Source organism: Ignavibacteriales bacterium, assembly GCA_015709675.1.
Lineage (GTDB): Bacteria > Bacteroidota > Ignavibacteria > Ignavibacteriales > Ignavibacteriaceae > H2-BAC3.
Window position 1 is genome coordinate 1,890,001 of record CP054182.1, and the last position, 24,965, is coordinate 1,914,965.

Annotated in this window: 17 protein-coding genes; 5 read left to right on the plus strand and 12 right to left on the minus strand. The window is 45.1% G+C overall.

The features are described 5' to 3' along the window. Position 1 precedes the first annotated feature (1 nt). Together HRU80_07045 and rsgA are read left to right on the plus strand one after the other, a co-directional pair. A complete protein-coding gene (locus HRU80_07045) occupies positions 2–1,423 on the plus strand; it encodes a hypothetical protein (GenBank protein ID QOJ28645.1) in 1,422 nt (473 codons plus the stop codon). Positions 1,424–1,547: 124 nt separating this feature from the next. Next, positions 1,548–2,477, plus strand: coding sequence for a ribosome small subunit-dependent GTPase A (rsgA, locus tag HRU80_07050; GenBank protein ID QOJ30484.1), 930 nt, complete (start codon positions 1,548–1,550; stop codon positions 2,475–2,477). A gap of 399 nt (positions 2,478–2,876) precedes the next feature. On the opposite strand, the gene HRU80_07055 is transcribed toward rsgA, so the two are convergent. The 7 genes from HRU80_07055 to HRU80_07085 form a co-directional block, all read right to left on the minus strand. Beyond that, complete coding sequence (locus HRU80_07055; protein QOJ28646.1) at positions 2,877–3,407, minus strand: archemetzincin; 531 nt, start codon at positions 3,405–3,407, stop codon at positions 2,877–2,879. A 14-nt stretch (positions 3,408–3,421) separates the two neighbouring features. Continuing rightward, positions 3,422–4,774 carry a sigma-54-dependent Fis family transcriptional regulator gene (locus tag HRU80_07060; protein ID QOJ28647.1) on the minus strand — a complete coding sequence of 451 codons (1,353 nt, stop codon included), beginning with the start codon at positions 4,772–4,774 and terminating at the stop codon, positions 3,422–3,424. Continuing rightward, the gene (locus tag HRU80_07065; protein QOJ28648.1) at positions 4,771–6,375 is read right to left on the minus strand and encodes a HAMP domain-containing protein; all 1,605 of its coding nucleotides are present in this window, start codon (positions 6,373–6,375) and stop codon (positions 4,771–4,773) included. Before HRU80_07065 ends, HRU80_07060 begins: the two co-directional genes overlap by 4 nt. Positions 6,376–6,463: 88 nt before the next feature. Next, a complete protein-coding gene (locus tag HRU80_07070) occupies positions 6,464–7,147 on the minus strand; it encodes a hypothetical protein (GenBank protein QOJ28649.1) in 684 nt (227 codons plus the stop codon). A 31-nt stretch (positions 7,148–7,178) separates the two neighbouring features. Further along, positions 7,179–8,297 (minus strand): Ni/Fe-hydrogenase cytochrome b subunit, encoded by a 1,119-nt coding sequence (gene hybB, locus HRU80_07075; protein QOJ28650.1) that lies wholly within the window; start codon positions 8,295–8,297, stop codon positions 7,179–7,181. Further along, positions 8,294–9,061: a 4Fe-4S dicluster domain-containing protein gene (locus tag HRU80_07080; GenBank protein ID QOJ28651.1), complete on the minus strand. Its 768-nt coding sequence runs from the start codon at positions 9,059–9,061 to the stop codon at positions 8,294–8,296. The genes hybB and HRU80_07080 overlap by 4 nt, the downstream gene beginning before the upstream one ends. Before the next feature lie 11 nt (positions 9,062–9,072). Next, on the minus strand, positions 9,073–9,726 hold the full coding sequence (locus HRU80_07085; protein QOJ28652.1) for a hypothetical protein: 654 nt from the start codon (positions 9,724–9,726) through the stop codon (positions 9,073–9,075). Between the two features lie 351 nt (positions 9,727–10,077). On the opposite strand from HRU80_07085, the gene HRU80_07090 reads away from it, so the two are divergent. Together HRU80_07090 and menD are read left to right on the plus strand one after the other, a co-directional pair. Beyond that, positions 10,078–11,421 (plus strand): chorismate-binding protein, encoded by a 1,344-nt coding sequence (locus tag HRU80_07090; GenBank protein ID QOJ28653.1) that lies wholly within the window; start codon positions 10,078–10,080, stop codon positions 11,419–11,421. Next, entirely contained in the window at positions 11,405–13,144 is a 1,740-nt protein-coding gene (gene menD / locus HRU80_07095; GenBank protein QOJ28654.1) for a 2-succinyl-5-enolpyruvyl-6-hydroxy-3-cyclohexene-1-carboxylic-acid synthase, read from the plus strand. Before HRU80_07090 ends, menD begins: the two co-directional genes overlap by 17 nt. 873 nt (positions 13,145–14,017) lie before the next feature. On the opposite strand, the gene HRU80_07100 is transcribed toward menD, so the two are convergent. Continuing rightward, complete coding sequence (locus HRU80_07100; protein ID QOJ28655.1) at positions 14,018–16,444, minus strand: OmpA family protein; 2,427 nt, start codon at positions 16,442–16,444, stop codon at positions 14,018–14,020. Between the two features lie 117 nt (positions 16,445–16,561). Next, positions 16,562–17,710, minus strand: coding sequence for a DUF5009 domain-containing protein (locus HRU80_07105; protein ID QOJ28656.1), 1,149 nt, complete (start codon positions 17,708–17,710; stop codon positions 16,562–16,564). A 183-nt stretch (positions 17,711–17,893) separates the two neighbouring features. On the opposite strand from HRU80_07105, the gene HRU80_07110 reads away from it, so the two are divergent. Further along, positions 17,894–19,483, plus strand: coding sequence for an acetaldehyde dehydrogenase (acetylating) (locus tag HRU80_07110; GenBank protein ID QOJ28657.1), 1,590 nt, complete (start codon positions 17,894–17,896; stop codon positions 19,481–19,483). Positions 19,484–20,846: 1,363 nt separating this feature from the next. On the opposite strand, the gene HRU80_07115 is transcribed toward HRU80_07110, so the two are convergent. The 3 genes from HRU80_07115 to HRU80_07125 all read right to left on the minus strand — a co-directional run bounded on the left by HRU80_07115 (position 20,847) and on the right by HRU80_07125 (position 24,962). Continuing rightward, positions 20,847–21,398, minus strand: coding sequence for a transposase (locus HRU80_07115; GenBank protein QOJ28658.1), 552 nt, complete (start codon positions 21,396–21,398; stop codon positions 20,847–20,849). 470 nt (positions 21,399–21,868) lie between these two features. Then, complete coding sequence (locus HRU80_07120; GenBank protein ID QOJ28659.1) at positions 21,869–23,338, minus strand: aminotransferase class V-fold PLP-dependent enzyme; 1,470 nt, start codon at positions 23,336–23,338, stop codon at positions 21,869–21,871. Positions 23,339–23,465: 127 nt separating this feature from the next. After that, positions 23,466–24,962 (minus strand): NapC/NirT family cytochrome c, encoded by a 1,497-nt coding sequence (locus HRU80_07125; protein QOJ28660.1) that lies wholly within the window; start codon positions 24,960–24,962, stop codon positions 23,466–23,468. Positions 24,963–24,965: the final 3 nt, after the last annotated feature.

The window sequence follows — 24,965 nt, forward strand, 5'->3', positions numbered from 1 at the left end:
CATGAAAAAAAATATATATCTGATACTCATATTGCTTTTTGCCGGAAATCAGATTTCTGCACAGGGGCTCAGTGACGGGCTCCGCCTTTCAGCATTCGGCACCAATTCAGGTGTCCGTGCACTCGGCATGGGCAACAGCTATACAGCCCTTAGTGATGACGGTACCGGTATGTTTTATAATCCGGCCGGCATAGGTCTGGTAAAAAAACTTGAATTCACCGGTAACCTGGACTATTTCAGCTATAATAACGATGTTACATTCCTCGGCAATAAAAGCAAGTATAATAACAGTGCGACCAATCTGAGCAGTCTTTCATTTATTTTTCCTTTCCCTACGCTCAGGGGAAGCTTTGTGGTAGGGGCAGGTTACAGCACATCTCATTTATATACCGGAGGACTCAGCTTTGACGGCTTTAACCCAGGTTCATCTCTGATTGCTGACCTTGCCATTGACACGGATGTGCCTTATGATCTCTTTATGACAGATGAGGACGGCAATACCATCCTTAACAGCAATCTGAATCAAAGCGGCAATACTCTGGAGTCAGGTTCACTGGAAAATTATGCTTTCACTGCCGGCGTGGAAGTATATAAAGATATTTTTGTTGGCGGCACTCTTAATATATCTTCAGGTACCTATAAGAATTCCCGCGATTTTTATGAGGATGATACCCGGGGGTTCTATGATACAACTATCGTAGCTCCGGGTTATACCTTCACCCGTGACTTTGAAACCTTCTTTCTGAACCGCACCCTTGACTGGGAGATGCAGGGATGGGATTTCAAACTCGGCGTGCTTTATCAGATTAACAAGATGGCTCGTTTCGGGCTTAAGATCCAGTTCCCGAAATATTATACGGTTAAGGAGAAGTTTTACGCAAGCGGCTACTCAGACTGGGGTAACGGCACACGTCGTACTCTTGATGAAGCTGACTATGAATTTAGTACCGAATATGATATAACCACACCTTTTGAGTTTTCCGTGGGGGGAGCGGTCAATCTGACCGGGCTGATTCTTTCCGGTGAAGTGACCCTTACTGATTATACTCAGATGGAATTCAGCAATGGTATTGGTATTTCTGAGGCCGAACTGGTGAATATAAACAAAAGGGCAAAGGAACTCCTGACTGCGGTTATGAACTATAATGTCGGGGCCGAGTACCTGATACCCACAACCAACTTCCGTATCCGGGGCGGTTACTTTGTGCAAAAATCCCCTTATGACGGTGATGATGCTGCCTATGACCGGAAATATGTTACCCTTGGCGGCGGATTCCTTGTAGATGGTATCATTTCACTTGACCTGGCATTTGTAAGAGGGTTTTATGACAATTTCGGAGACAATTACGGCAGTAATCTCTCCCGAACCCAGCAGAGTATTACCACAAACCGCCTGATGCTATCATTCGGCTACCGTTTTTGATGGAATAATATTTTAAGGAAAAGGGACAGTCAGGATATGGCTGTCCTTTTTTATTTTTGTATATCTGAAAATAATCCAAAGGTGAGCCGTCAAAGCCAGAGTCTATAAAATTGAAAGCAAGGATATCTATGTAAAACCTGAAGGGGGGGAGGATTTTATCAGATGCAGCCTTCGCGGAAAATTCAAGATTGAAAACCGGCTGAAAAAGGATAAAATGTTTATCCTTGATGTGATTGCAGTTGGGGATTATGTTTCCATAAGTATGGAAAAGGACGGTACCGGGGTTATTGAGGAAATTCTGACCAGAGATAACTACCTTTCCCGCAAAGCACCCAAACTGAAAGGGGGCTCTTACCGCGGGGAACGCTTCGAGCAGATTATTGCTGCCAATATCACTCAGGTGATTGTGGTGTTTTCAACCGTTTCGCCCTCCTTTAATAACCGTTCCCTTGACCGCTTTCTGGTTGCCGCTGAAAGTTCTCAGATTAAGCCAATGATCGTCATTAACAAAATGGATCTGTTGTTCCCTGAAGAGCGCAGAGTGTTTGAGGAAATCAGGGATATATACACAGACCTGAATTACCCGGTTTTTCTTACTTCGGCAGTAACCAATGAGGGGATTCCCGAGCTGCGGGAACAGCTTGAGAGTGAATGTTCGTTTGTCTGGGGACACTCCGGAGTCGGCAAGTCATCACTCTTTAACGTATTGTATCCCGGATTAAACTTCCAGACCGGGGAAGTAAGTAATTTTTCGAATAAAGGAATTCACACCACGGTAACGGTCAGTCTGCACGATGTTAATACGTCAACACAGATCATTGACTCCCCCGGAATCCGGGAGATAGATCCTTACGGCATCACCAAAGAGGATTTATGTCATTATTTCAGGGAGTTTGAACCATACTTCGGCCAGTGCCGGTTTACCCGGTGCACCCACACACACGAACCTGACTGCGCAATCCGTGACGCGGTTGAATCAGGCGAAATCACCGCCGACCGGTATGAGAGCTATACCAATATATATCAGACTATGGAAGAAGATTTGTATTTTTGAATTTCATAAACAACGAAATCCCCGCGGGAAAATGGAAATGTCTTTGGTAGAGACGATGCAAATGCCACGAGGATTTTAAATAACACGATTTAATGCAATTGCGTCGTCTCAGGGGCGAATATGGGAGGGATTTGTAATATTGACATTCCGATATATTTGATTTTCAATAATAATGATGTTTGAATCTGGCATTCATGAGACACTGCAATCGCCGTAAGGGATTTTCCAATTATCTATGTCTGATGCGGCGATTGCAATGTCTCTACGAAAATAATCCGTCGTAGAGACGTCGCAAATGCCACGAGGATTTTTTATTAACAAGAATTATTGCATTTGCGGCGTCTCAGGGAAGAATATGGGAGGGATCGTCTCAGGGAAAACAGAAAAGAGGTGTATGGTTCAGCAGAGATGATGTCTTATTGATGACCTGCACTTCTTGCAGTAAAACCCTCCGCGCAGATCAACTTCTTCGATGATGGAGGATGAATGCATCACGCATTCCCAATCCTTGCAGTGCAATAACCCGAAATTGTGCCCCAGTTCATGCAGGACTTCTTTCTGCAGCCGCTGTTCGTAAAGATCCCGGTTTGCCTCACCGCTGTAAAGCTCCTCATGCAGCCGGAAAGATGAGACGATGGCAAGGTTTCCGTGAAGCTGTGCCTCGCCAAAAACATAACTGAGCACCGGGGTGGCAAGATCAACACCGGTCAGGATAAGCTTCTTTTCGCGGGAGTCTTTTGAATGGTTCAGATATTTCAGCAGGATTTTGGATGATATATACTGCCCACGTTCCGGTGAAAATGCATCACTGATATCCGGCTGAAAGTCAGAGATATGCACACCTCCCCTGAAGGTATCCATCAGAATCATTTCAACCTTGAGCACTGACCTCCGGTCAGGGAACTGCAGGGGGAAGAGCCGGAAACTCACCTTCTTCCTTCAGTTCAGCGCGGTTTTTCTAAATGATAACGGTTAAGTTTATTATAGAGCGTAACACGGTCTATGCCGAGAACTTTTGATGTTTTTGAGATGTTCCACCGGTTCTCATTCAGCACTTTCATGATATGCTTTTTCTCAACCGATGCCATACTCTTGTCATCTTCGTCCATATTCAGATCTTCTTCTCTCAGGTGGAAGGGGAGATCTTCGAAGGTGATTTCATCAGTTTTTGAAATAACCACAGCGCGTTCAATCGCGTTTTCAAGCTCACGCACGTTCCCCGGCCATGTATAATTCTTGAGGAACAGAAGTGCTTCCTCTGAAATCTTTTTCTTCCGCTTGTTCATGGAATTACAGAAGCGTTCAAGGAAGTAATAGGCAAGTTGTTCCACATCATCAGTACGTTCACGGAGCGGCGGTATAAATACGGTAAAAACGTTCAGGCGGTAATACAGATCCTCACGGAATTTTCCTTCCTTTACGCAGTTTTCAAGAGGCTCATTGGTAGCGGCTATTACTCTGAAGTCACTGGTAATCAGTTCATTGCCGCCTACACGGGTGAACTGTTTTGTCTCAATCACTCGGAGCAGTTCTATCTGCATCTTTGGGCTGATGGTGCCTATTTCGTCAAGGAAGATGGTGCCCTCATGTGCCATTTCAAACTTCCCTTTGCGGCGGAACTGCGCACCGGTAAATGCTCCTTTTTCATGGCCGAAGAGTTCGCTTTCCAGCAGGGACTCTGCCAACGCTCCGCAATTCACGGTGATGATGGGGAAGTATTTCCGTTTACTGTTAAGATGAATCGCCTTGGCAACAAGTTCTTTCCCTGTTCCGCTTTCACCACGGATGAGAACCGTAGTATCTGTGGGTGCAACGGTTTTAATCAGTTCATATATCTTCTGCATCTGAAGACTGTCACCCACCAGGTTATCCGGCCGCAGCACAACATCAATGTTGTCCTTGAGCACTTCATTTTCGCGCAGCAGCTTTTTTTGATCTACTGCCCGTTTAACCACATGAGACAGCTCATCCGGATCAACCGGTTTGGTTATATAATCATAAGCACCGGCCTTAAGAGCTTTAATGGCAGTTGGCACCGAGGCAAATGCGGTTATGAGTATTATAATTGCAGAAGGATCTTCCGCCTTCAGTTTCTCAAGAAGTTCAAGTCCGCTGATGCCCGGCATTTTAATATCCGCAAGGATCAGGTCATACTTGCCTTTCTCAAATTTCTTTAAAGCAGTTTCTCCGTCCTCTGCAGTTTCGACGTCATAATCATCCTCAATGAACCACTGCTTGAGTGATTCACGGACAATCTGTTCATCGTCAACGATCAGAATTCTGGGCTGTATAGTCATGATAGTTCCACCGGTAAAATGATTTCAATAGTTGTTCCGTTAACAGAAGTTTCCTTCACTGATATAGTACCCCCGTGACTGGTAATAATGCCGTAGACAACGGCAAGTCCGAGCCCGGTTCCTTTTTGTTCCTTTTTGGTCGAGTAGAACGGCTCAAATATATAGGGGAGGTCTTTATCCTCAATTCCTTTACCCTGGTCAGTGATGGATATATAGAGTTTTCCGTGAGAAAATGCTGTGGTAATCGTTATGCTGCCTCCCGGCCCCATTGCTTCCACGGCATTCATCAGAAGAGCCACAAGCGCCTGTTCAATTTTCTGCGGGTCACAGGTTACCTGAGGCAAAGAGGGAGCATAATTCCGAATAATGGCTATTTTATTAATCTGAAAATGATGATTAATAAGCAGCAGCGCTTTTTCTATCAAATGCGTGATATCTGCCGGCTGCCGGACTTCCTCCTGCTGGCGGCTGAAAAGCAGAAGGTCTTTCACTATTCTACCGCAGCGGGCTGATTCATCTCCTATTACTTCCAGGAAGGAGATAATCTCTTTATGTTCATCTTTGCTCTGCTTTTCAAGCTTTTTCTTGATAACTCTTGCGTAGGTGAGTATTCCCTCAAGAGGGTTATTCAGTTCATGCGCCACGGTAGCTGAGAGCTTTCCGAGAGAGGCAAGCTTTTCAATCTGTGTAATCTGCTCATATATCTTTTTAAGCTCGGCATTTTTCTGCTCAACTTTTTCATTAAGTGTTTCAGACCACTCATGCAGTTCCATGTAAGCAGTATTAAGCTTTTCGGTCATCTGGTCAAATTCACCCGAAACTGTTCCGAACTCATCATTTGAAGAGAGATTGATTTTATAATTTAAATTTCCTTGGCTGACCTGCTTGATTCCTTCTACCAGTTTATGTATCGGCCTGTTTATATACTGCATGATAAAAAGGAAGGTGAGGCCTGAAAGCAATATGGTAATTACCAGAGCGCTGTAGATAATATTCTTATTATTCTCGGCAATGGTCTGGTTCATCATTTCAGTCGGGACTATCACATCCACCACACCGAGCAGACTTCTGTCCTTCTCATGCGCGTGGCACTCAGCCGTGTAGCAGTCCTTCTCATTATTTATAGGATGAATCAAACCAAGCATCTGCCGGCCGTCCTCAGAGGTGAAAAGCCGGATAAGCTGATCGGATGGAAGCGCGCTTACAATTTCTCCGTTGGGGAGGTGGCACACGATGCATGCTTCTGCATTGGGATCAGCCATTTTGCCGATTTCTGATGAATCGGTGGAAAAGACAATCTCACCGTTTTTGTTGTAGATTCGTATCCGGTCAACACCGGGCTGCTGCCCGATGGTATTTATTATTTGATGGACATCCTCTTTCCTGTTAAGGAGCATTCCGTACCGGGTTGAGCCGACAACTATTTCGCTCAGCTCATAGCTATTTCTGCTCAGAGAAACGGACAGATTCTCCCTGAGCTGGGAGGTTGTAAACCACGTGTAGGCGGTCAGGAACAGGATGAGTGTTCCTGATATTAATAAAATAAGTTTAACGCTAAGGCGATGCAATGTTACTGCACTATTGTTACTGCGTGTTACCAATAATTGTGCCGAATAAATCAATCAAAATGATTGATTTTTCAACAATTTTAGGGGTTTTTCAGGAGTGCCGAGTCTAAAAACTGAGAAACTAAACTGCCTCTGCGCCCAGAATAGCAGCTGTCCGGATGAAATCTTCTGAACCCATGAGCTCATACGAGTACTGGAAAGCGGGCTGCATCGGATTTGCGTCTGTTTCCTTAGCCATTGCGCCAAGCCGGTTCAGGAATTCACCAACAATGTGCATCTTCTGCGAGAGGTATTCTTTCTTGGAAAGAAGGAGATCGTGAGTCAGTTCAGGGACTTCTGCAACAAGCTGCCACTGATTTTCAACAGCGGAGTCTTCCTCGGGGGTAAAGAGGATATTATGCGCGGGAAGTGGAATCCTGAATCTGTATTCAGGGGAGGTAAGCAGAAAGTATGGGGAAGTCTGCAGCTTCCCCGCACTTTGCAATACGGAAAGATTGAAGTTCAAAAACAGAAGGCGCATCAGATCACTCAGACCGGCCAGATATGAGTTGGAAATTATGTGTCTGAGGACCACATGATTCTTCAGATATAAACAACTTTCAGAGAAGAACAGATTCCTTAAAAAAGTACGGGTCAGTTCCAAAGTTGTCAGGTGTCCGTTATCATGATATTCATCGCCGCTGACTTTGCTTTTTAAGGCCAGCTCAATCGGGCAATCTTTGCACCGGAAATTGCGTTCACACAGCCGAAAACTGATAACACCGCAGTCTGACCAGAGACAGGATTTTACGGTTTGAGTTTTCATGACGCACCTTCTGTTTTTATTTACTTACTGATTAATGGTGTGCAGAAAATACCGGGAAGTTCTTTACTGCAAACTTAAACGTCATCATCCCAAGCACTACAATCATCAGAGTTATTGATATTTCGCCGATTGACGGGAAATAATTTGTACCGGTATATACTGATATTGAGGTAACACCGACGTTCATTCTGTTCATCAGGAATCCCATAATCACAAAGGTGATTCCTGTGTACAGATAAGTCCGGTTTCTTCTGCGATGTTTGCTCAGCAGAATGGCTGCCGGAATTATCACGCCGACCAGCATTTCAGCCAGGAACATATTTGCGAGGAAATCTCCCGCGAGGATATACGAGATATTGCCATTAATGCTCAGTTCGGTTATTTTCATGACAAAGTAAATGCCAAGTGTTGAAACGCTTATAAGACCGCAGGTTGAAAGCAGCGGTAATTCGAGTTCTTTTCCGAAAGCACGTGAACTCAGATACGATTCAAAAACCACCATGGCAAATCCGGTTGCGATGGCTGTCAGGTAGAAATATACCGGCAGCATCGGGGTGTACCATAACGGATGCATCTTTTGCGGAACGATAAGAAAGAGTGATCCTAATGACGACTGATGCAGCGTTGAAAGAATTACTCCGAGTATCATTACCGGAAGCGCTATCTTGTTCAGTATTTTCTGAAGCGTATGAAGATTATATCTCTCAACAATCACCGGACTGAATTCAAGAAACAGCACGGTTGTATAGAGCATAACGCACCAGGCCACTTCAAACATCACTGAGCGGGGGTTCCACATGATAATTGCATGCCAGATATTCCAGGGTTTGCCGAGGTCAACCATGAGCGCAACTACTACCAGAACATAACCCAGAAATGCCGTCAGTATTGCAGGTCTTGTGAGCGGTTTAAAGCGTTCGATATTAAAGATATGGGTGACCGCACAGATGGTGAATCCGCCTGCGGCAAGCCCTACTCCGCATAGTATATCAAACCCGATCCAAAGTCCCCACGGAGATACATCCGAGAGGTTTGCAATTGCTCCGATACCCTGCGTGAAGCGGATATAAGTGTAATAGAGACCAGTGATGATAATAAGCCCACCGACTATTCTCCAGAACGTAAACAGAGATAATATCTTAGTTTTCATTTTGAGTCTCCTTCACCGATATGGTTCTTTTCTTTTGCTATCTGATTTTTTCTCTTGGTCAGCCAGTACATTCCGGTAAGGAATACGCTTCCGGCTCCTACTACTGCCGGTATTTTATCCAGTGCCTGCTGGGTAAGCTGCGGCAGAGGACTATTCGGCAGGTTGGTTGCCAATCCGAGCTGATCAAAGGAAACAGGTGAAAGTATAAGAACATTGGTTCCGCCGGCTTCAGTCATACCGTATACTTCAGGATAATATTTATCGGGGTTTTCTTCGATTCTTCTCTTGGCTTCAATCTTGAGTTCTTCAAGATCTCCAAAAAGCGTTGCACCGGTCGGGCAAGCTTCAGCACACGCGGTCTGTTCGCCGTTCTTTACGCGGTCGTAACACATAGTGCATTTATGGATGACAGGTGTATTGCTGAACCATTCGTAACGGGGGATATGGTGCGGGCAGGCCTGCATACAATAGCGGCATCCCATGCACTTATCACCGTCGTAAACAACCGGTCCTTCAGGGGTTTTAACAATTGCGGCGATCGGGCAGACCGATGCACATGCAGGATCACTGCAGTGCATGCACATTCTGCGCATATAATCACCGTCATGATCCTCAAGAACCGTGTAGGTATGCTGTGAAAGATGATCGGTCAGGAAATCTTCTTTTGGCTCTTTTAATCCATTTTTCACTTTGCATGCAGAATAGCACTCGCCGCAGCCAACACATTCTGTAACATCAAAGAGTAATCCATATTGAGTTGCCATTTTCGTATTCCTCACATTTTAAGGAAGTCGTTTTCGAATGATCTGAGGTCTTCTTCACTGAGCTGACCGGCTACACCTTCCATGATGTTTCCGCCGTCCATCATCGTGAGACCGAGTTCAGGATGACCGTTAAAGCTGAATGAGAGGAAGTCCTTAAATCTTGAGAATTCAGTTTTCAGCCATTTTGCTGCCTTTTCGGGACGGATGACAGAGCTGAATGAAGAGATTGCGTTATCGGGAACCAGCATTACTGCCCAGTTTTTGTCATAAATATCATCGTGCACGGGGCCTTCGATATTATTTACGTTCTGAACGGTACCGTCAACGGGTGATTTCAGTATCAGGCTCTTGCCTTTATTAAAGCTCAGCTTCATAATAGGGTCGCCCTTCTTCACGATATCGCCGGCATTCTTGAGGGCGTGCATTTTTACTCTGCCAAGTGACTTTGCCAGGAATTCATCTATGCCAAGATAAACGCCTTCCTTAGCTTCTCTTAACCAGAGGTGATTTTTTGCTACCGAGTAGTTAGCGGGGATAACAAGTGTTGATTTGTCGAATACCTCTTCCGAAGCAATCGCGGGGTGCACTTTCTGTTGTCTCCTGAGAATCAGGAAATCTGCAAGAATGAAGAGTGCGAAAGTTAATATTACTAAGATAGTGACCATTTTTGTTTCTCCTAAGAAGTTGTTTGCCCTATATTATGCATAAAGCGTACCAAAGAAGGCCGAAATAAAACAAGTTCATAAACCCTTATAAATCAATGGGTTACGAATGAACTTTTTTCACCTCTTGAAATGTTCTACAGTTGTGTGTAAATAAATTCTACACCCCATTTTGAGGAAATTTCAATAATGTGGGTTTTTGAACATTATTGAGGGTTTTCGACTGTTGAGTTTATTTACAGCCCATTGATGAAAATTTATACAGGTTTTTAAGGCATTTATGGCCAAAGAAGTAACTGCCTTTTGTATCAGTTTTGCAAGCTCGGTATATTTAATGATTGTTTTTTTTACTTTATGACATTCACAAGAGACGAAGCCTACACCGGCAGTCAGGCCGGCCAAATCAGAAATAAGCTGAAAGAGATTCTCAGCAGGACGGAATTCCGTATCATCCGCAGTATTTTTGCCGGGGCGGATTATCTGTCACTGCCCGGTATGGATAAAGAGAATGATTTCATTTACCGTGATGCTGCTTCAGGGAGTGTAATTACTGCTTCAGGCAGAACGGTAACCCTGCGGAATTTTAATCCGGAGGAGCTTGCTGATATTTTTGCCTCTCTCACGTCAGATATTTTGCCCCCTGAGATGCGGTCTCTTCCGCTCTTTCTCGGTATAAGCAGCTTTGATGATGCCTCAGGTGATCCCTTCTGGAAAGAACTCCCCTGGTCTGAGTGGTATATACCCGCATATCTGAAAATCCGTACTGAACATGAGCTTACGGAAGTGCATATTACCCTTCAGGCGGAATATGGCGGTACTGATCAGGAAGTTTTTGCTGAGTTCATCAATCCGCTTCCTTCAGAGCAAATGTTTTTTCCCGAAAAGGAGCTGGCTGAGTGGTCGGAAAAAGTTGAATTTATAAAAGATCAGATTGTTCACGGAAGTGTTTCTAAGGTAGTTCTTGCAAGAAGAATTACGGGACTGCTCCCTCAGCCCTCCGCGCCTGAAGAGGTTTTTACGGAGATGATGACCGAAAATCCTCATGATACCGGATATTTTTACCGCTGCATGGATGCTGTGTTTATGGGCGCAACTCCGGAAAAACTTCTTTCCGTAAAGGATGGCCAGATATATACCGAAGCCATTGCGGGGAGCATCAAACGGAACGGTATTTATAATGAACAGGAGATGTCTGAAGTGCTGAGCACTTCGGAGAAGGATCTTGATGAACATATTCTGGTACGTGATTTTCTGCTGGATAATCTGCGCGCCTTCTCCAGTGAAATTCAGTATGATAAAACCCCGACCATAAAGAAACTCAGAAATCTTTTTCATCTGAAAACGATGATTGCCGGCAGTATGAAATCCCCCGGGCTTTCATCAGCACTGCGCCTGGTAAGCAGAATTTTCCCCACTCCGGCAGTCTGCGGTACCCCGAAAGAAAAAGCTGCTGAGATTATCCGTGAAATTGAGGCGGCTCCGCGCGGTTATTATGCAGGTATCATGGGGTATTTTACTCTTAACGGTAACTGTGACTTTGCGGTTACCATCAGATCTATTCTGCTGCGAGGTAATGTGTTCGCAGCTTATGCCGGATGCGGAATCGTAAAGAACTCAGATCCGGTATTGGAGTTTGAAGAAAGCACGGTGAAGCTGAAAACAGCCACCGCGCATCTGCTGTATGCAAATCAATCGTAATATTTTTTTTTCTGAAGCCCTGATTAGTTTCCTGGCTTCAAAAAAAATCAGGCATGCAGTCCTTTCTCCCGGCTCAAGAAACACTCCCCTTACTTTTGCCGCTGCCGGCAATAAAAAGATTTCAACATATTCTTTAATAGATGAACGGGCTGCAGGTTTTTTTGCCTCCGGTCTTGCACGCAGCACAAAAAAACCGGTTATCCTGATCTGCACCTCAGGAACTGCCGCGGCGGAGTATCTGCCGGCAGTTATTGAATCATTCTTTCAGAAAATACCCCTTATCGTTATAACCGCTGACCGGCCTGCTAAACTACGTGGAACAGGAGCCAATCAGACGATTTATCAGAACAATATATACGGAGATCATGTCATTAAGGCATGGGATGTTCCACAGCCGGAGCCTGATCAGCGCTATGCAAGAAAATGGTCCGGAGTTTTGGGTGAACTTTCTGATTTGATTGACCGGGGGCTTAACGGGCCGGTGCATCTGAATCTTCAGTTTGATAAACCATTTGAACCGGATGCTTTTACGGATAATCTCGCTGCAGCAGAAATACGTATGCTGAAAAAATCACTGCGGATTACCAGCAAGTCAGGAAAAAAGCTTCCTCCTGCCTATAAAATGTCTTCTGAACTGAATAAGAAAATTACCTCTGTATTCCATTTTGTAATTTTCTGCGGTCCGGATGCGGTAAAAAGCAAAGAAGATTCAGCATATATCGGCCGGCTGGCTGATGCATTTGGAGCACCGGTTTTGTGTGATGCATTCTCCGGCATCAGCAAGCAGCATCAGAGCAGGCATACATTTCATTCATTTCATTTATATGCCGGAAATCTTATAAGTGAAATAAAACCTGATATCATCTTTCAGTTTGGAAATCTTCCTGTTTCAAAAGCGGGGGAGGAAATTCTTTCGATGAAAGGTGTTACAAGAGTTGTTGTCAACAGGGAAGGGGAGAAGAGGGGAGATTACGGTAACACGGCAATTGTCTGCACGGCTGATATAGCGTCATTTGCTAAAGAGACCATCAGAGCAGCAAAGAATAAGAAATTCTCTGATACAAGTTATTATGAACGGATACATGCACTTGAGCAGGCGGCGGAAGAAGCCAAACGTCACAGTCTGGAGAGTATTCTGTTTACTGAAGCGGAAATCATTAAAACCGTTGCTGAAAACTGCACTTCCCGCAATCTGCTGATGATTGGGAACTCAATGCCCCCAAGGGATCTGGATTATATATCCGGTCTTATCAGAGGCAGTTTGAACCTGTTTCATAACCGCGGGGCAAGTGGTATTGACGGGATTATTGCATCCGCCGCGGGGATAGCAGCCGGAAGTGTATCAAGAACGTTTCTGATAATCGGGGATGTATCATTCTTTTATGACCTTACCTCACTGCAGATTATTAAACAAAACAATCTGAATCTGACCATTGTGCTTCTGAACAACGGAGGAGGAAAGATCTTTGAGATGCTGCCGGTTAAAAGATTCCCAGAGATGATTCGGCAGTATTATCATACACCGGCAGGAGTAAATTACCGTAAACTGATTTCCGCTTTTGATATCCGTTATGACAATCCGAAATCAGTTAGCGAACTTACAGAAGTCTTGGGCAGGAGAATTACGGGATGCAATGTGATTGAGTGTAAGACTTCGATTAAAGATACCATCCGCCTGAGAAAAGCAGCGGAAGAAAAGTTTTCTTCGAATCTTATAGTGTAAGGGATTAACAAATAATCTATGACCGCGTTGCGGTCAGGGGGGCGTTATGGGGATCTGATGTTTCTACCAATCTATGACCACTCTGTGGTCATAGGGAAATTTGAACCCGGAGGGTTCACAGCTTGGTAGAGCCGATTGCCCGCCCACAACCAGATTGAACCCGGAGGGTTCACAGCTTGGTAGAACCGATTGCCCACCCACAACCCACCCGAATCCGGAGGATTCGTAAATTGAACGTGCAATGATGTTATATATCGGTTGAATTTTTTAAATCTATGACCGCTCTGCGGTCAGGGCGGTGTTATGGGAATCTGATGTTTCTACCAATATATGACCACTCTGTGGTCAGGAGGAAATTGAACCCGGAGGGTTCACAGCTTGGTAGAGCCGATTGCCCCCCAACAACCCACCCGAATCCGGAGAGTTCGCAAATTGAAGGTGCAATGATGTTATATATCGATTGAAATATCGATTCGGGTTTAGGAGGTGGGAATGAATGTCGTCTTCTATTAACGGGTCACCCGCGCTGCGGGTTCAGGAATTGATCATTTTCGTTGTTTGCTATTAACGGGTCGCCGCTACGCGGCTCATTCCTTTGGGGTGATGATGGCTGTTATTAATATGTCATCGCTACGCGGCTGCTGCGGGATTTGCTTTAGCGGAAGTTATTAATATGTCGCCCTGACTCGTCGGGGTTGTGGGATGACTGTGATTTTGAATGTTATTAATATATCGCGGCAGTGAGGTTCAGTAAAATTCTTCATTTTTCATTGTCCATTGTCCATTATCCATTCTTCCTTTCCTATTCCTAATTAAAAAAAATGCCGTCCCGGAAAAAACCGGAACGGCATTTTTTGTTTAAGCTAATAAAGCTTAGAAGGTAACTCCGAGACGGAATCCCATGTAATCTATAACATCACCTGAGTTGATGAACAGACCACCCTGGAACATGCCCCAGCGGGCATTCACTCCGAGACGGAGATAAGATGCGTTCTCAATAGTGTCGGATTTAAGTCCTTCAATATTATAAGCCACATCGTAACCGAGTGTGAATCCGGCAAGCTCATGCTTGTAACGGAGCCCTACCGGTATATCCATATAGAGGGCAGCATCGTCAATGTTTGAGTATTTCCAGACATTGGCATCAATACCATAAAGGAGGCTGATATCATGTCCAAACCAGTCATAGAAACTCCAGAAATAGTTGAGGCCAAATCCGCCGCCCCAGTCTACGTTATCTGGTACACCAAAATAATAGTGGAGGAAGAATTCATCTCCTTCACCCATATCAAAGTGAATACCTGCTCCGGTAAAGCCGCTGTTATCAGCGTTTAGTCCGAAGTTCAGCAGATGAGCGGAGAAGCCGCCAAGAATTTCATTGGAAGGACCGAAATCAATGTCATCCCAGTTGGTTTTGGTTGATTTCTTGTAAAGCGGTTTGTCGGCGAAGAAATATGCTTCGTTGGTACAAGGGCTTCCTGAGGGGAGTCCGCCGATATCAGCAGCATAACGGAGAGCTGCAAGTATATCAAACTTTGCATCTTCTTTTTTCTGTTCTTTGGTTGGTTCTTCAGTAACCACTTCACCGCCTTCTTTTTCAGGGATGATCTGGGTTACTTTTACTTCAACACGTCTGTTCTGTGCTTTTCCTTCCGGAGTGCTGTTGTCAGCAATCGGGAATTTTTCGCCGTAGCCAACTGCATTGATGCGGTCGGACGGAACTCCTTTGTTTACAAGATACTGTTTTACAGAGTTAACACGGTCCTGAGAAAGCTTTTCATTTGCTTCGTCACTTCCGTCGCTGTCAGTATGTCCGCCGAGCTCAATAACGATTGCGCTTCTGGTGAGAATGTCAAACAGTTTATCGAGTTCTACGCGTGATTCATCTTTCAGAGTTGCTTTGCCTGAATCAAAATAGATATTCTTCAGCTCGAACTTAAGACCAACCTGGATCTTCTGAAGAGTGAAGTCTTTTCTTCCTGCCTCATCCTTTACACCCTTCAGATTCAGTTCTGATGATGTATAAAGGAATCCTCTCATATCAATACTGATGAAGTATTCAATTCCGTAGGGGAGCGTGGTGCTATAGTTGCCGTCAAAACTGCTGCTGGTTGCAGTAGCAATTTCTTTTCCGGTTGCTTTGTCAAAGAAGTGAATGATAGCCGGAACAGGTTTGCCGTCTTCATCTGAAACTTTACCATAGATGGTATATACCTTTTCAGGTCTCATATCATCAGGCAGTTCGAAGTAATAGATATCGGTTTCGCCCTGGTGACCGTCACCTGCTTCTTTTACGTAATAAGCAACATCACCGGAAGCGGGGATTGAAAAGTCAATTTCATCACCCGGGGTGTTGATATATTTACCGAGGTTAACGGGCTTTGACCACTCAGTCCAGCCGTCACCGGTTCTCTTTGAGTAGAAAAGATCAAGACCTCCGAGACCGCCATGGCCGTTTGAAGCAAAGTAGAGAGTCTTTCCGTCTGCAGCCAGGAAGGGATAATACTCATTCTGTGAGGTATTGATGGTTCTTCCGAGATTAAGGGGCTTGGTCCATCCGTTTTCGGTGAGCTGGCTGACGTATATATCAGAAGCACCGACGATGTCAGAGCGTCCTGAGGCAACAAAAAGAAGGGTCTTTCCGTCAGGGCCGAGGTTTGCCTGTGTTTCCCACTTGCTGGAGTTGATGCTTCCGCCAAGGTTACAGGGGATGGTCCAGCGTTCGCCTTTCTTTACGATATAGAAAAGGTCACCGCCGCCGAAGCTTCCTTCGTAGTTGCCGAATGCGATAGCATAGCTTTCGTCATAGGCAATTGCGAGTATATCTTCGTGAGTTTCGGTATTAAACTGCGGGCCAAAGTTATATGCTTTGCCCCAGCTTCCGTCACTCTGCTTCTTTGATACCCATGTATCTTCGCCGCCATAACCGCCTGGTCTGTCATAACCGGTGAAGTAGAGGGTTTTTCCGTCAGGTGAAACTCTAGGAAAGTATTCGCCTGAGGCTGAGTTGACGTTGCTGCCAAGATTTGCAATCTTCACAGGCTTGTCATCTCTCAGGAGCAAGTCAATTACATCCTGATAATATGCCTTGTCGGCATTGGGGTCTGCATCGAGGTAATCGCGGTATGCCTGTGCGGCTTCCTCGAACTTTTGCTGCTTAATCAGAACAGTTGCCATATCAAGATACAAAGAGGCAGCCTTCACGGTAGCATCGGATTTATCTCCGCGGCCGGAAGTGCCCTTGGCCTCAATGGCGCTGATCAGAATAAACGGCAGAAGAAAAAACAAGAACTTCTTCATTGTGTCTCCGTTTGTTGTTATGTGTTTATTAGTTATCAGTAATTATCGTTTGGACTAATACACAAAATCGTAAAAGTGTAACCCTTATTATACCACACTGCCATCAATATGTTTCCGCTATATCTTTATAAAGATTTTCTTAGCGTAAAAAATCCACATAATGCCGAGCCAGAGCAGCACATAAAAGAGTGCAAAGGCAAAAGATGCATTAATGGGGGGGAAGTATGGCGTAAAAAAGGATTCATAGATATAGCCTTTCAGCGTGATAACCTCGCCGGGAACTTTTTCCCAGCGGATGATGGACATCATGCGGGCCATAATTCCTGAAAGAAAGAATACGGTTATCGCGTTTGAACCATAAACCAGAAACGGCTTGATCCAGAACGTATAACCTTTCATGTCAATCAGCCAGTAGCACATCGCGAAGAAGTGCAGTGCCAGGCCTGTTGTATATAATACGTATGAACTTGTCCAGATGTTTTTATTCATTGGGAACGCCAGATCCCAGAATAAACCAAGGACTACAGAAAAATTTGCAAATACGAAAATCCAGATAACCTTGGTCATCTTGTCATTATCGGAAAGGAGCCAGTATCCAAGAAAAATTCCGCTGAGAGTGGTGGCTATTGCAGGAATTGTTGAAAGGATGCCTTCAGGGTCCCACACTTTTGTTGCTGACCAGAGATGCCCCTGCAGCAGAAGGTTGTCTATATATGCCGCAAGGTTGGTAGTTGGTTCAAGATTCGCGTAGCCAACACCGGGCACGGGAATCAGTGTCATCAATGCCCAGTATAGCAAAAGGAAAAATGCGGCTATACCTACCTGCGTTTTAAGTGATGTTTTCAGGAACAACAGCGCTGCAATCAGATAGACCACGCCAATTCGCTGAAGCACTCCGGGAATTCTTATCTTTGAGGGATCAAGCCACTCACCGGTGTTAAAATTGTAAAAGGGGAAAGTTGCCAGGATGATTCCGAGTCCGAATAAAATTAACGCTCTTCGGATAATCTGTATTATGAGCTGTTTTTGAGAGTCTCCGCGTTCTTTTCTTTTCTTCATGGAGTAGGTGATGGCAACACCAACGATAAAAAGGAAGAAGGGGAAAATCAGGTCGGTAGGAGTACAACCGTGCCAAGGCGCATGCTTCAGCGGCGGATAAATGGTGCTCCAGGTACCAGGGTTATTTACAAGCACCATCCCTGCTATGGTTATTCCCCTGAACACGTCGAGCGAAACCAAGCGCTCTGTCTTAACTGGTTCATTCATAGGGGCGTAATTTAGCACAAACAATGCAAAAAACAACAAATTAAAAGGATTTCCGTAAATAAAAAATATAATCGGTGAACGATAAAAATGAATGAAATCAAGCACTAGGGATTTCTTGAATTTTGCCGTAATTCGGAATATATTTGAAACATTGAATAACATTATTAACTCGCGCAGACGACCATGACACTTCAGGATAATGATCTCCTTTCCGTTCAGGAAGCCCGGAACTTAGCCCTCGCGGCAAAAGAGGCTCAAAAAGAGTATAAACACTTCACACAGGAGCAGGTTGACCGCATCGTTAAAGCCATGGCGGATGCGGGATACGCACAGGCGGAGCGGCTCGCAAAACTGGCTGCTGAGGAGAGCGGATTCGGAAAATGGCAGGATAAGGTCATCAAGAATCAGTTCGGCACCCGGAATGTGTATGAGTCAATTAAAGACCTGAAAACAGTCGGTGTGATCGAATCACTGCATGGCGGTAAGCTGCTTAAAATAGCAGAGCCAATGGGGGTTGTTGCGGCACTGGTACCTTCGACCAACCCGACCTCCACGGCAATGTTTAAGATCCTTATATCCCTGAAGGCCCGCAATTCCGTAGTTATCTCTCCTCATCCCAAGACGGCAAAGTGCACTTTTGATGCCGCTATGGTTCTTTGTGACGCTGCCGAAAAAGCCGGGGCCCCCAGAGGATTGATTCAATGTATGAAGAATCCGACCCTGGAGGGAACCAGTGAATTAATGAAGAACAAAAATATCGCCGTAATTCTTGCCACCGGAAGCAACCCGATGGTCAGAGCAGCATACAGTTCAGGAAAGCCTGCTTACGGAGTAGGGGCCGGAAACGTGCCTGCATTTATTGAAAAATCTGCCAATTACAAAAAGGCGGTTGCGGATATTCTATACGGTACAACTTTTGATAATGGCACGCTCTGTTCATCTGAACAGGCAATCGTATGTGACAGAACCATCCGCGAACAGGTAATTAAAGAATGTAAAGAGCAGGGGGGATATTTTGTTAATGCTGAAGAGAAAAAAAAGCTTTCGGGTTATATACTGAAGGATAAAGGGCTCAACGCAGATATTGTTGGAAAGCCCGCACCATGGATTGCGCAGCACGCAGGATTTAACGTCCCCGAAAATACCCGGGTCCTTATCGCGGAGTGCAGTGAAGTGGGTAAGCACGAACCACTTTCCGTGGAAAAACTTTCACCCATACTTGCCTTTTATACCGTTGACGGCTGGCTTGAAGGATGCCACAAGTGCATTGATTTGCTGCAATTCGGCGGTATTGGACACACGATGGTAATCCATTCCAATGATTCGGATATCATCATGAAATTTGCTCTTGAGAAACCTGCATTCAGGATTCTGGTTAATACCGTTTCCTCTGTAGGGGCAGTCGGATATACAACTGCACTGATGCCCTCAATGACGCTCGGTCCCGGAACCTGGGGAGGTTCAATCATATCAGAAAATGTTACCGCAAAACATCTGCTGAATTACAAACATCTGGCATTTGAGGTGAATCCTGTAAATCCTGGGCAGACGCTTACATCAATTGGAAGCAGCAGTGCGGTATCATCGTCAGTACCAAAGAGTTTTATTGATGAAATAGAAGACCGACTGAGGGCCCGTGCCGGCAACAAACCTGTGCAACAGGATTACAGCATTCCGGAGAAAAAGGAAACCAAACCCGCGGCAAACAAAGCATACGGAGAAGGAATCTCAGAAGAAGAAATTCAGAAGATCATCAAGGGGTTTAAGGTTTAGCAAGATTTCCGGGGACAGAACACCCGTGCAAAGAGGCCAAGACATAAAGGGGGAGTATGAAAATTTTTTGTAGAGACGTTGCAATCGCCGCCGTGAACATATATCGGTTGCAAAATTTTAACGGCGATTGCAGCGTCTCAGACCCATCAAAGGCAAACCGTGAAGATTACAATATCTCAGACCCGTCAAAGGCAAACCTTCGTGCGGGTTCACAAATCGTCCCACATATTCGCCCATGAGACGCCGCAAATGCAAAACATCCATGAAAATAAAACATCCGGTTAGCATTTGCGACGTCTTTACAAAGGACACATCCGGTTTTTCGTAGAGACGTTGCAATCGCCGCCGTGAATATATATCGGTTGCGGAATTCTCACGGCGATTGCAGCGTCTCAGACCCGTCAAAGGCAAACCGCGATGTTCCAGCGTCTCAGACCCGTCAAAGGAAAACCGCGAAGATTACATCACACAAAACCCGCCACATGTTTTGCCCTGAGACGCCGCAAATGCAAAACATCCATGTAAATAAAACATCCGGTTAGCATTTGCGACGTCTTTACAAAGGACACGTCCGATTTTTTGTAGAGACGTTGCAATCGCCGCCACGGATATATACAGGCCTCCGAATTTTCACGGCGATTGCAGCGTCTCAGACCCGTCAAAGGCAAACCGCGATGTTGCAGCATCTCAGACCCGTCAAAGGAAAATCGTGAAGATTGCAGCGTCTCAGACCCGTCAAAGGCAAACCGCGATGTTGCAGCGTCTCAGACCCGTCAAAAGGAAACCGCGAAAATCGTATCACCAAAACCCGTCACATATTTGCCCCTGAGACGCCGCAAATGCAAAACATCCATGTAAATAAAACATCCGGTTAGCATTTGCGACGTCTTTACAAAGGACACATCCGGTTTTTCGTAGAGACGTTGCAATCGCCGCCGTGAATATATATCGGTCGCGGAATTTGTACGGCGATTGCAGCATCTCAGACCCGTCAAAGGCAAACCTTGAAGATTACATCATCTCAGACCCGTCAAATGCAAACCACGAAGATTACATCATCTCAAACCCGTCAAAGGCAAACCGCGAAAATCGTATAACCCAAAACCCATCTCATATTCGCCCCTGAGACGCCGCAAATGCAAAACATCTACATAAATAAAACATCCGGTTAGCATTTGCGACGTCTCAGACCCGTCAAAGGCAAACCGCGATGTTGCATCATCTCAGACCCGTCAAAGGGAAACCGCGAAAATCGTATGACCCAATTACCGCCACATGTTCTTCCCTGAGACACCGCAAATGCAGGAGATCATGGTGAATAAAACATTCGGTTAGCATTTGCGACGTCTCTACAAAAAATTCGTTACCGAGGGGAATCGATTTCCCATTTCAACGGATTCATCCTGATGTATTCTCTTGCCGCGAACAATCCGTTTTCATCACGAATTATTCTGTCATAAAAGCGTTCCTGCCACTTGAATTGTTTGTTGATTTTTCTTGCCTTACGGGTGACCATGGATTTAAATGTGCCTACAACCCTTGCCAGAGGACCTGCCTTCAATGCTATTTCTGACATTTTTTCTGAGGAATATCCGGGATTGGGTTCAAAAACCTGATTGTCTATGATGACTTCCTCGCCGGGTGTTTGATTAATCATGATTATACCATGAAAATGATCCGGCATTATTACAAAATCATCAATTGAGATATAGGAAAAAAAGCCCGGCAACCTCTCCCAGGTCTCTTTCAAAACTTCACCGCAGGCGAGTAATTTAACCTCTCCGTTTATAATTTCGGAAAAGAACCTTTCCCGGTTATAGGTGTTTGTTGTTATGAAGTAAATGCCATTACCATAATTCCACCAATTGGCTCTGGCGGAGGTGATCCGGTAAAGATTTAAAAATTTATCTGACATAAGTCATTCATTACCAATATTCATTTTCTCTAAGATGTCAATTGATGAATACTTAGCATTTCGTGAAGAAAATAATTCTCGTTCTTCCCTGAGATGCCGCAAATGCAATAATCCCGTCACACAAAAACATCCGGTTAGCATTTGCGACGTCTTTACAAAGGACACGTCCGATTTTTTGTAGAGACGTTGCAATCGCCGCCGTGAATATATATCGGTCGCGGAATTTGCACGGCGATTGCAGCGTCTCAAACCCGTCAAATGCAAACCACGAAGATTACATCATCTCAGACCCGTCAAAGGCAAACCGCGAAGATCGTATAACCCAAAACCCGTCACATATTCGCCCCTGAGACGCCGCAAATGCAGGGGATCAACGTAAACAAAACATCTGGTTAGCATTTGCATCCTATCTGCACAAATATCTCCGAATGCGGCCCATTAAATTTTCAACTCCCCCTTTTAATGCTCAATTATATTTCGAACATCGTGGTTATCGCCGCGAACTCATGCCCCTTAAAATCTTTGTGGAAAAATTCGTTGCATTCTTTTTTGTATATATAATCTGCTGAATATTCATCCGCGTGGTCAATAATATCGCGGAGCGCATCGGCAATGTAATAGACCTCATCATCGGTCATGGTGGGGTGGAGAGAAATACGGACCCATCCCGGTTTTTCGGAGAGATCGCCCTGGTCAATTTTATCCGTAATCCGCTTTGATCGGCTCGGGTCAACGTGCAGCAGATAATGTCCGTAGGTTCCTGCACAGGAACAGCCGCCGCGGGACTGTATCCCAAACCGGTCATTCAGCAATTTTACCGCAAGATTATAATGCATGTCTTCTATATAAAACGAAAGTGCGCCAAGCCGGTGGCGGTAATTATCCGCAAGCAAATGCAGTTTTGGAATGTTGTCAAATTCCCTCACAATGATATCTACCAGTTCCTCTTCACGCTGCAGCATATATTTGCTTTGCATCTCCTCTTTTAGTTTAATGGCGAGCGCTGCCTTAATAGTCTGCAGAAAAGGGGGAGTGCCGCCATCTTCACGGGCTTCTATATCATTCACAAATTTGTGTTCACCCCAGGGGTTGGTCCAGTCAACCGTCCCGCCGCCGGGGTTATCCGGTATCCGGTTGTGATACAGGTGGGAGGTGAAAATCAGAACGCCGGGAGTACCCGGTCCCCCGAGGAATTTATGCGGTGAAAAGAATATAGCATCAAGCCGTTCATCGGGATCTTTGGGGTGCATATTAATATCAACATAAGGTGCTGAACAGGCAAAATCCACAAAGCAATAGCCGCCGTTCTGATGCATTATTTTAGATAGCTGATGATACGGGGTTTGTATCCCCGTAACGTTTGATGCTGCCGTGAACGAGCCAATCTTCAGCCGTCTGTTTTTATACTTCTGCAGTTCAATTTCAAGATTATCGGGATTAATGCCGCCATCTTCATCAGGGGGAATCACCACCACATCGGCAATAGTCTCATGCCAGGATGTCTGGTTTGAATGATGCTCCATGTGGGTTACAAATACCACCGGCCGCATCGTTTCATCAAGCAAAATGTTATCATAAAACTGCTCGGGCAGGCGCAGTCCGAGAATCCGGATAAACTTATTAACCGGGCCGGTCATGCCAGATCCGTTACAGATAAGTACATCTCCTTCGCCGGCATTCACATGCTTTTTGATAATCCTTTTTGCTTCAGCGTAGGATTTTGTCATAAAGGTGCCGGTCACGCTCGATTCAGAATGGGTATTCGCAACCCAGGGGCCAAAATCGCGGATCATTTTTTCTTCGATCGGAGCATAAAGCCGGCCGCTGGCTATCCAGTCCGCGTAAAGTATTTTCTTTTCTCCATAGGGAGACTGAAAACTATTATCTATACCGATAATATTTTTTCTGAATTTTGAAAAATGCTGCTGAAGATCAGTCATCAAGTAATCCGTATTTAATTAAGCGAAGTTAGCAAAGGGGAGTGAATCTGAAAAACAGATTTGAGGCAGGGGGCAAAAATAAAAAAAGGCCTCCAGCGAGGGAGGCCTTTTGATCAGAAGCATATTCTTAATTTTTCTGATACACTCCGTGGCAGTCAGGGCACTGGTTGTATTCAATTCCCTGATTCAGATTTGAGGGATGGATGAAATCCATGCCGTCGAGCGAAACCATTTCCTTTTCATTGGCAATTTTCTGTCCTATGATGGTATGGCAGACATTGCAGTCAGAAGAAATTTTTCTGCCGTCCGCGGAGGTATGTTTATCATCATGGCAGCGGAAGCATCCTTCATAATACATATGCCCGAGATTATTGGGATATTTTTTCCAGCTGACCTTCATGGTCGGGAAGTAGTTGTTGGAATAAATTTCCTGAATTGCCTTAATGGATTTAGCAAGATCGGCCTGGCGGGTTTTCATCACATCCGGATAAGAGGCGCTGTAGAAATTGCTGATATACAGGTCGATTTTCTTTACTGCTTCTTCGGTTGTGTAATAGTCTTTTTCGAGCACATCCATTGCAATACTCTTTATGTAGGGGAGGGTTGGATCAATCCGTCCGGAGGACATATAGCGGTTAAGCATTTTATCAGGCTGATTATATATATGAGCAGGGCGGTTGTGGCAGTCAATGCAGTCAAAGCGGCGGAGCTCTTTATCCGGGGGAGTGAATCCGGCTTTTTCCTTCGTTGTATATACCACTTCTTTGCCTTCCTTGTCTATTACCTTAATCCAGGGAATGGATTGGCGGCTTTCATCATCGGTGTAGTAAAAGATGTCGTTTGCGATGTTCATGTGATAATGAATGCCGTTTGAAGTGCCTGAGGTTGCAGTTCCGCCCCCGACTTTCATAAGCATGGTGAGGGAGTGCAGAGTGTTTGCTTCATCGGTCAGATAGTAATTGCCGGATACTTTCTTCTCACTGAAGAAATGAGCCGGCCAGTGGCACTGCTCGCAGGTATGCTGAGCAGGGCGCAGATTCTTGATAGGTGTTTCAATCGGACGCGAGTATTTATTGAAAGCAACTGAATAGAGCTGATAGGCACCGGAAATCTTTGACTGTACAAACCAGTCAGCTCCAGGGCCGATGTGACACTTAGCGCACCCGACACGGCTGTGTGCAGAGTTAAGATACGCTGTATATTCAGGATGCATCACTTCATGGCACATGGTTCCGCAAAACTCATCTGAGTCGGTGTATTCGTATGCCTTAAAGCTGCCGAATGCTGAAAAAACAAGCAAAAGAACCGTAACAACGGTAATCATGGAAACCGCGGTACGGTGTTTGGGATCATTCAGATCAACTACCGGCATTCTTCTTTCCTTGGCAAGACCCCGCTTTTTAAGCGAGTGTTCGCGCCAAAGTGCAACAGCTACCAGCAGCAGTCCGCATATCATAATAGCCGGAAGGATGATGAAGGCGATTATGCCCATATAGGGTTTTGTCTCATGAGCAAAAAACTCAAGCGTCATGAGGAAGAGGATAAGCCCGAAGGATATCCCTGCAACAGCGAACCCCAGAAGAGCCAGCGGCGAATAAAACGCCTGCGGTAATTTACCTTTCATGAC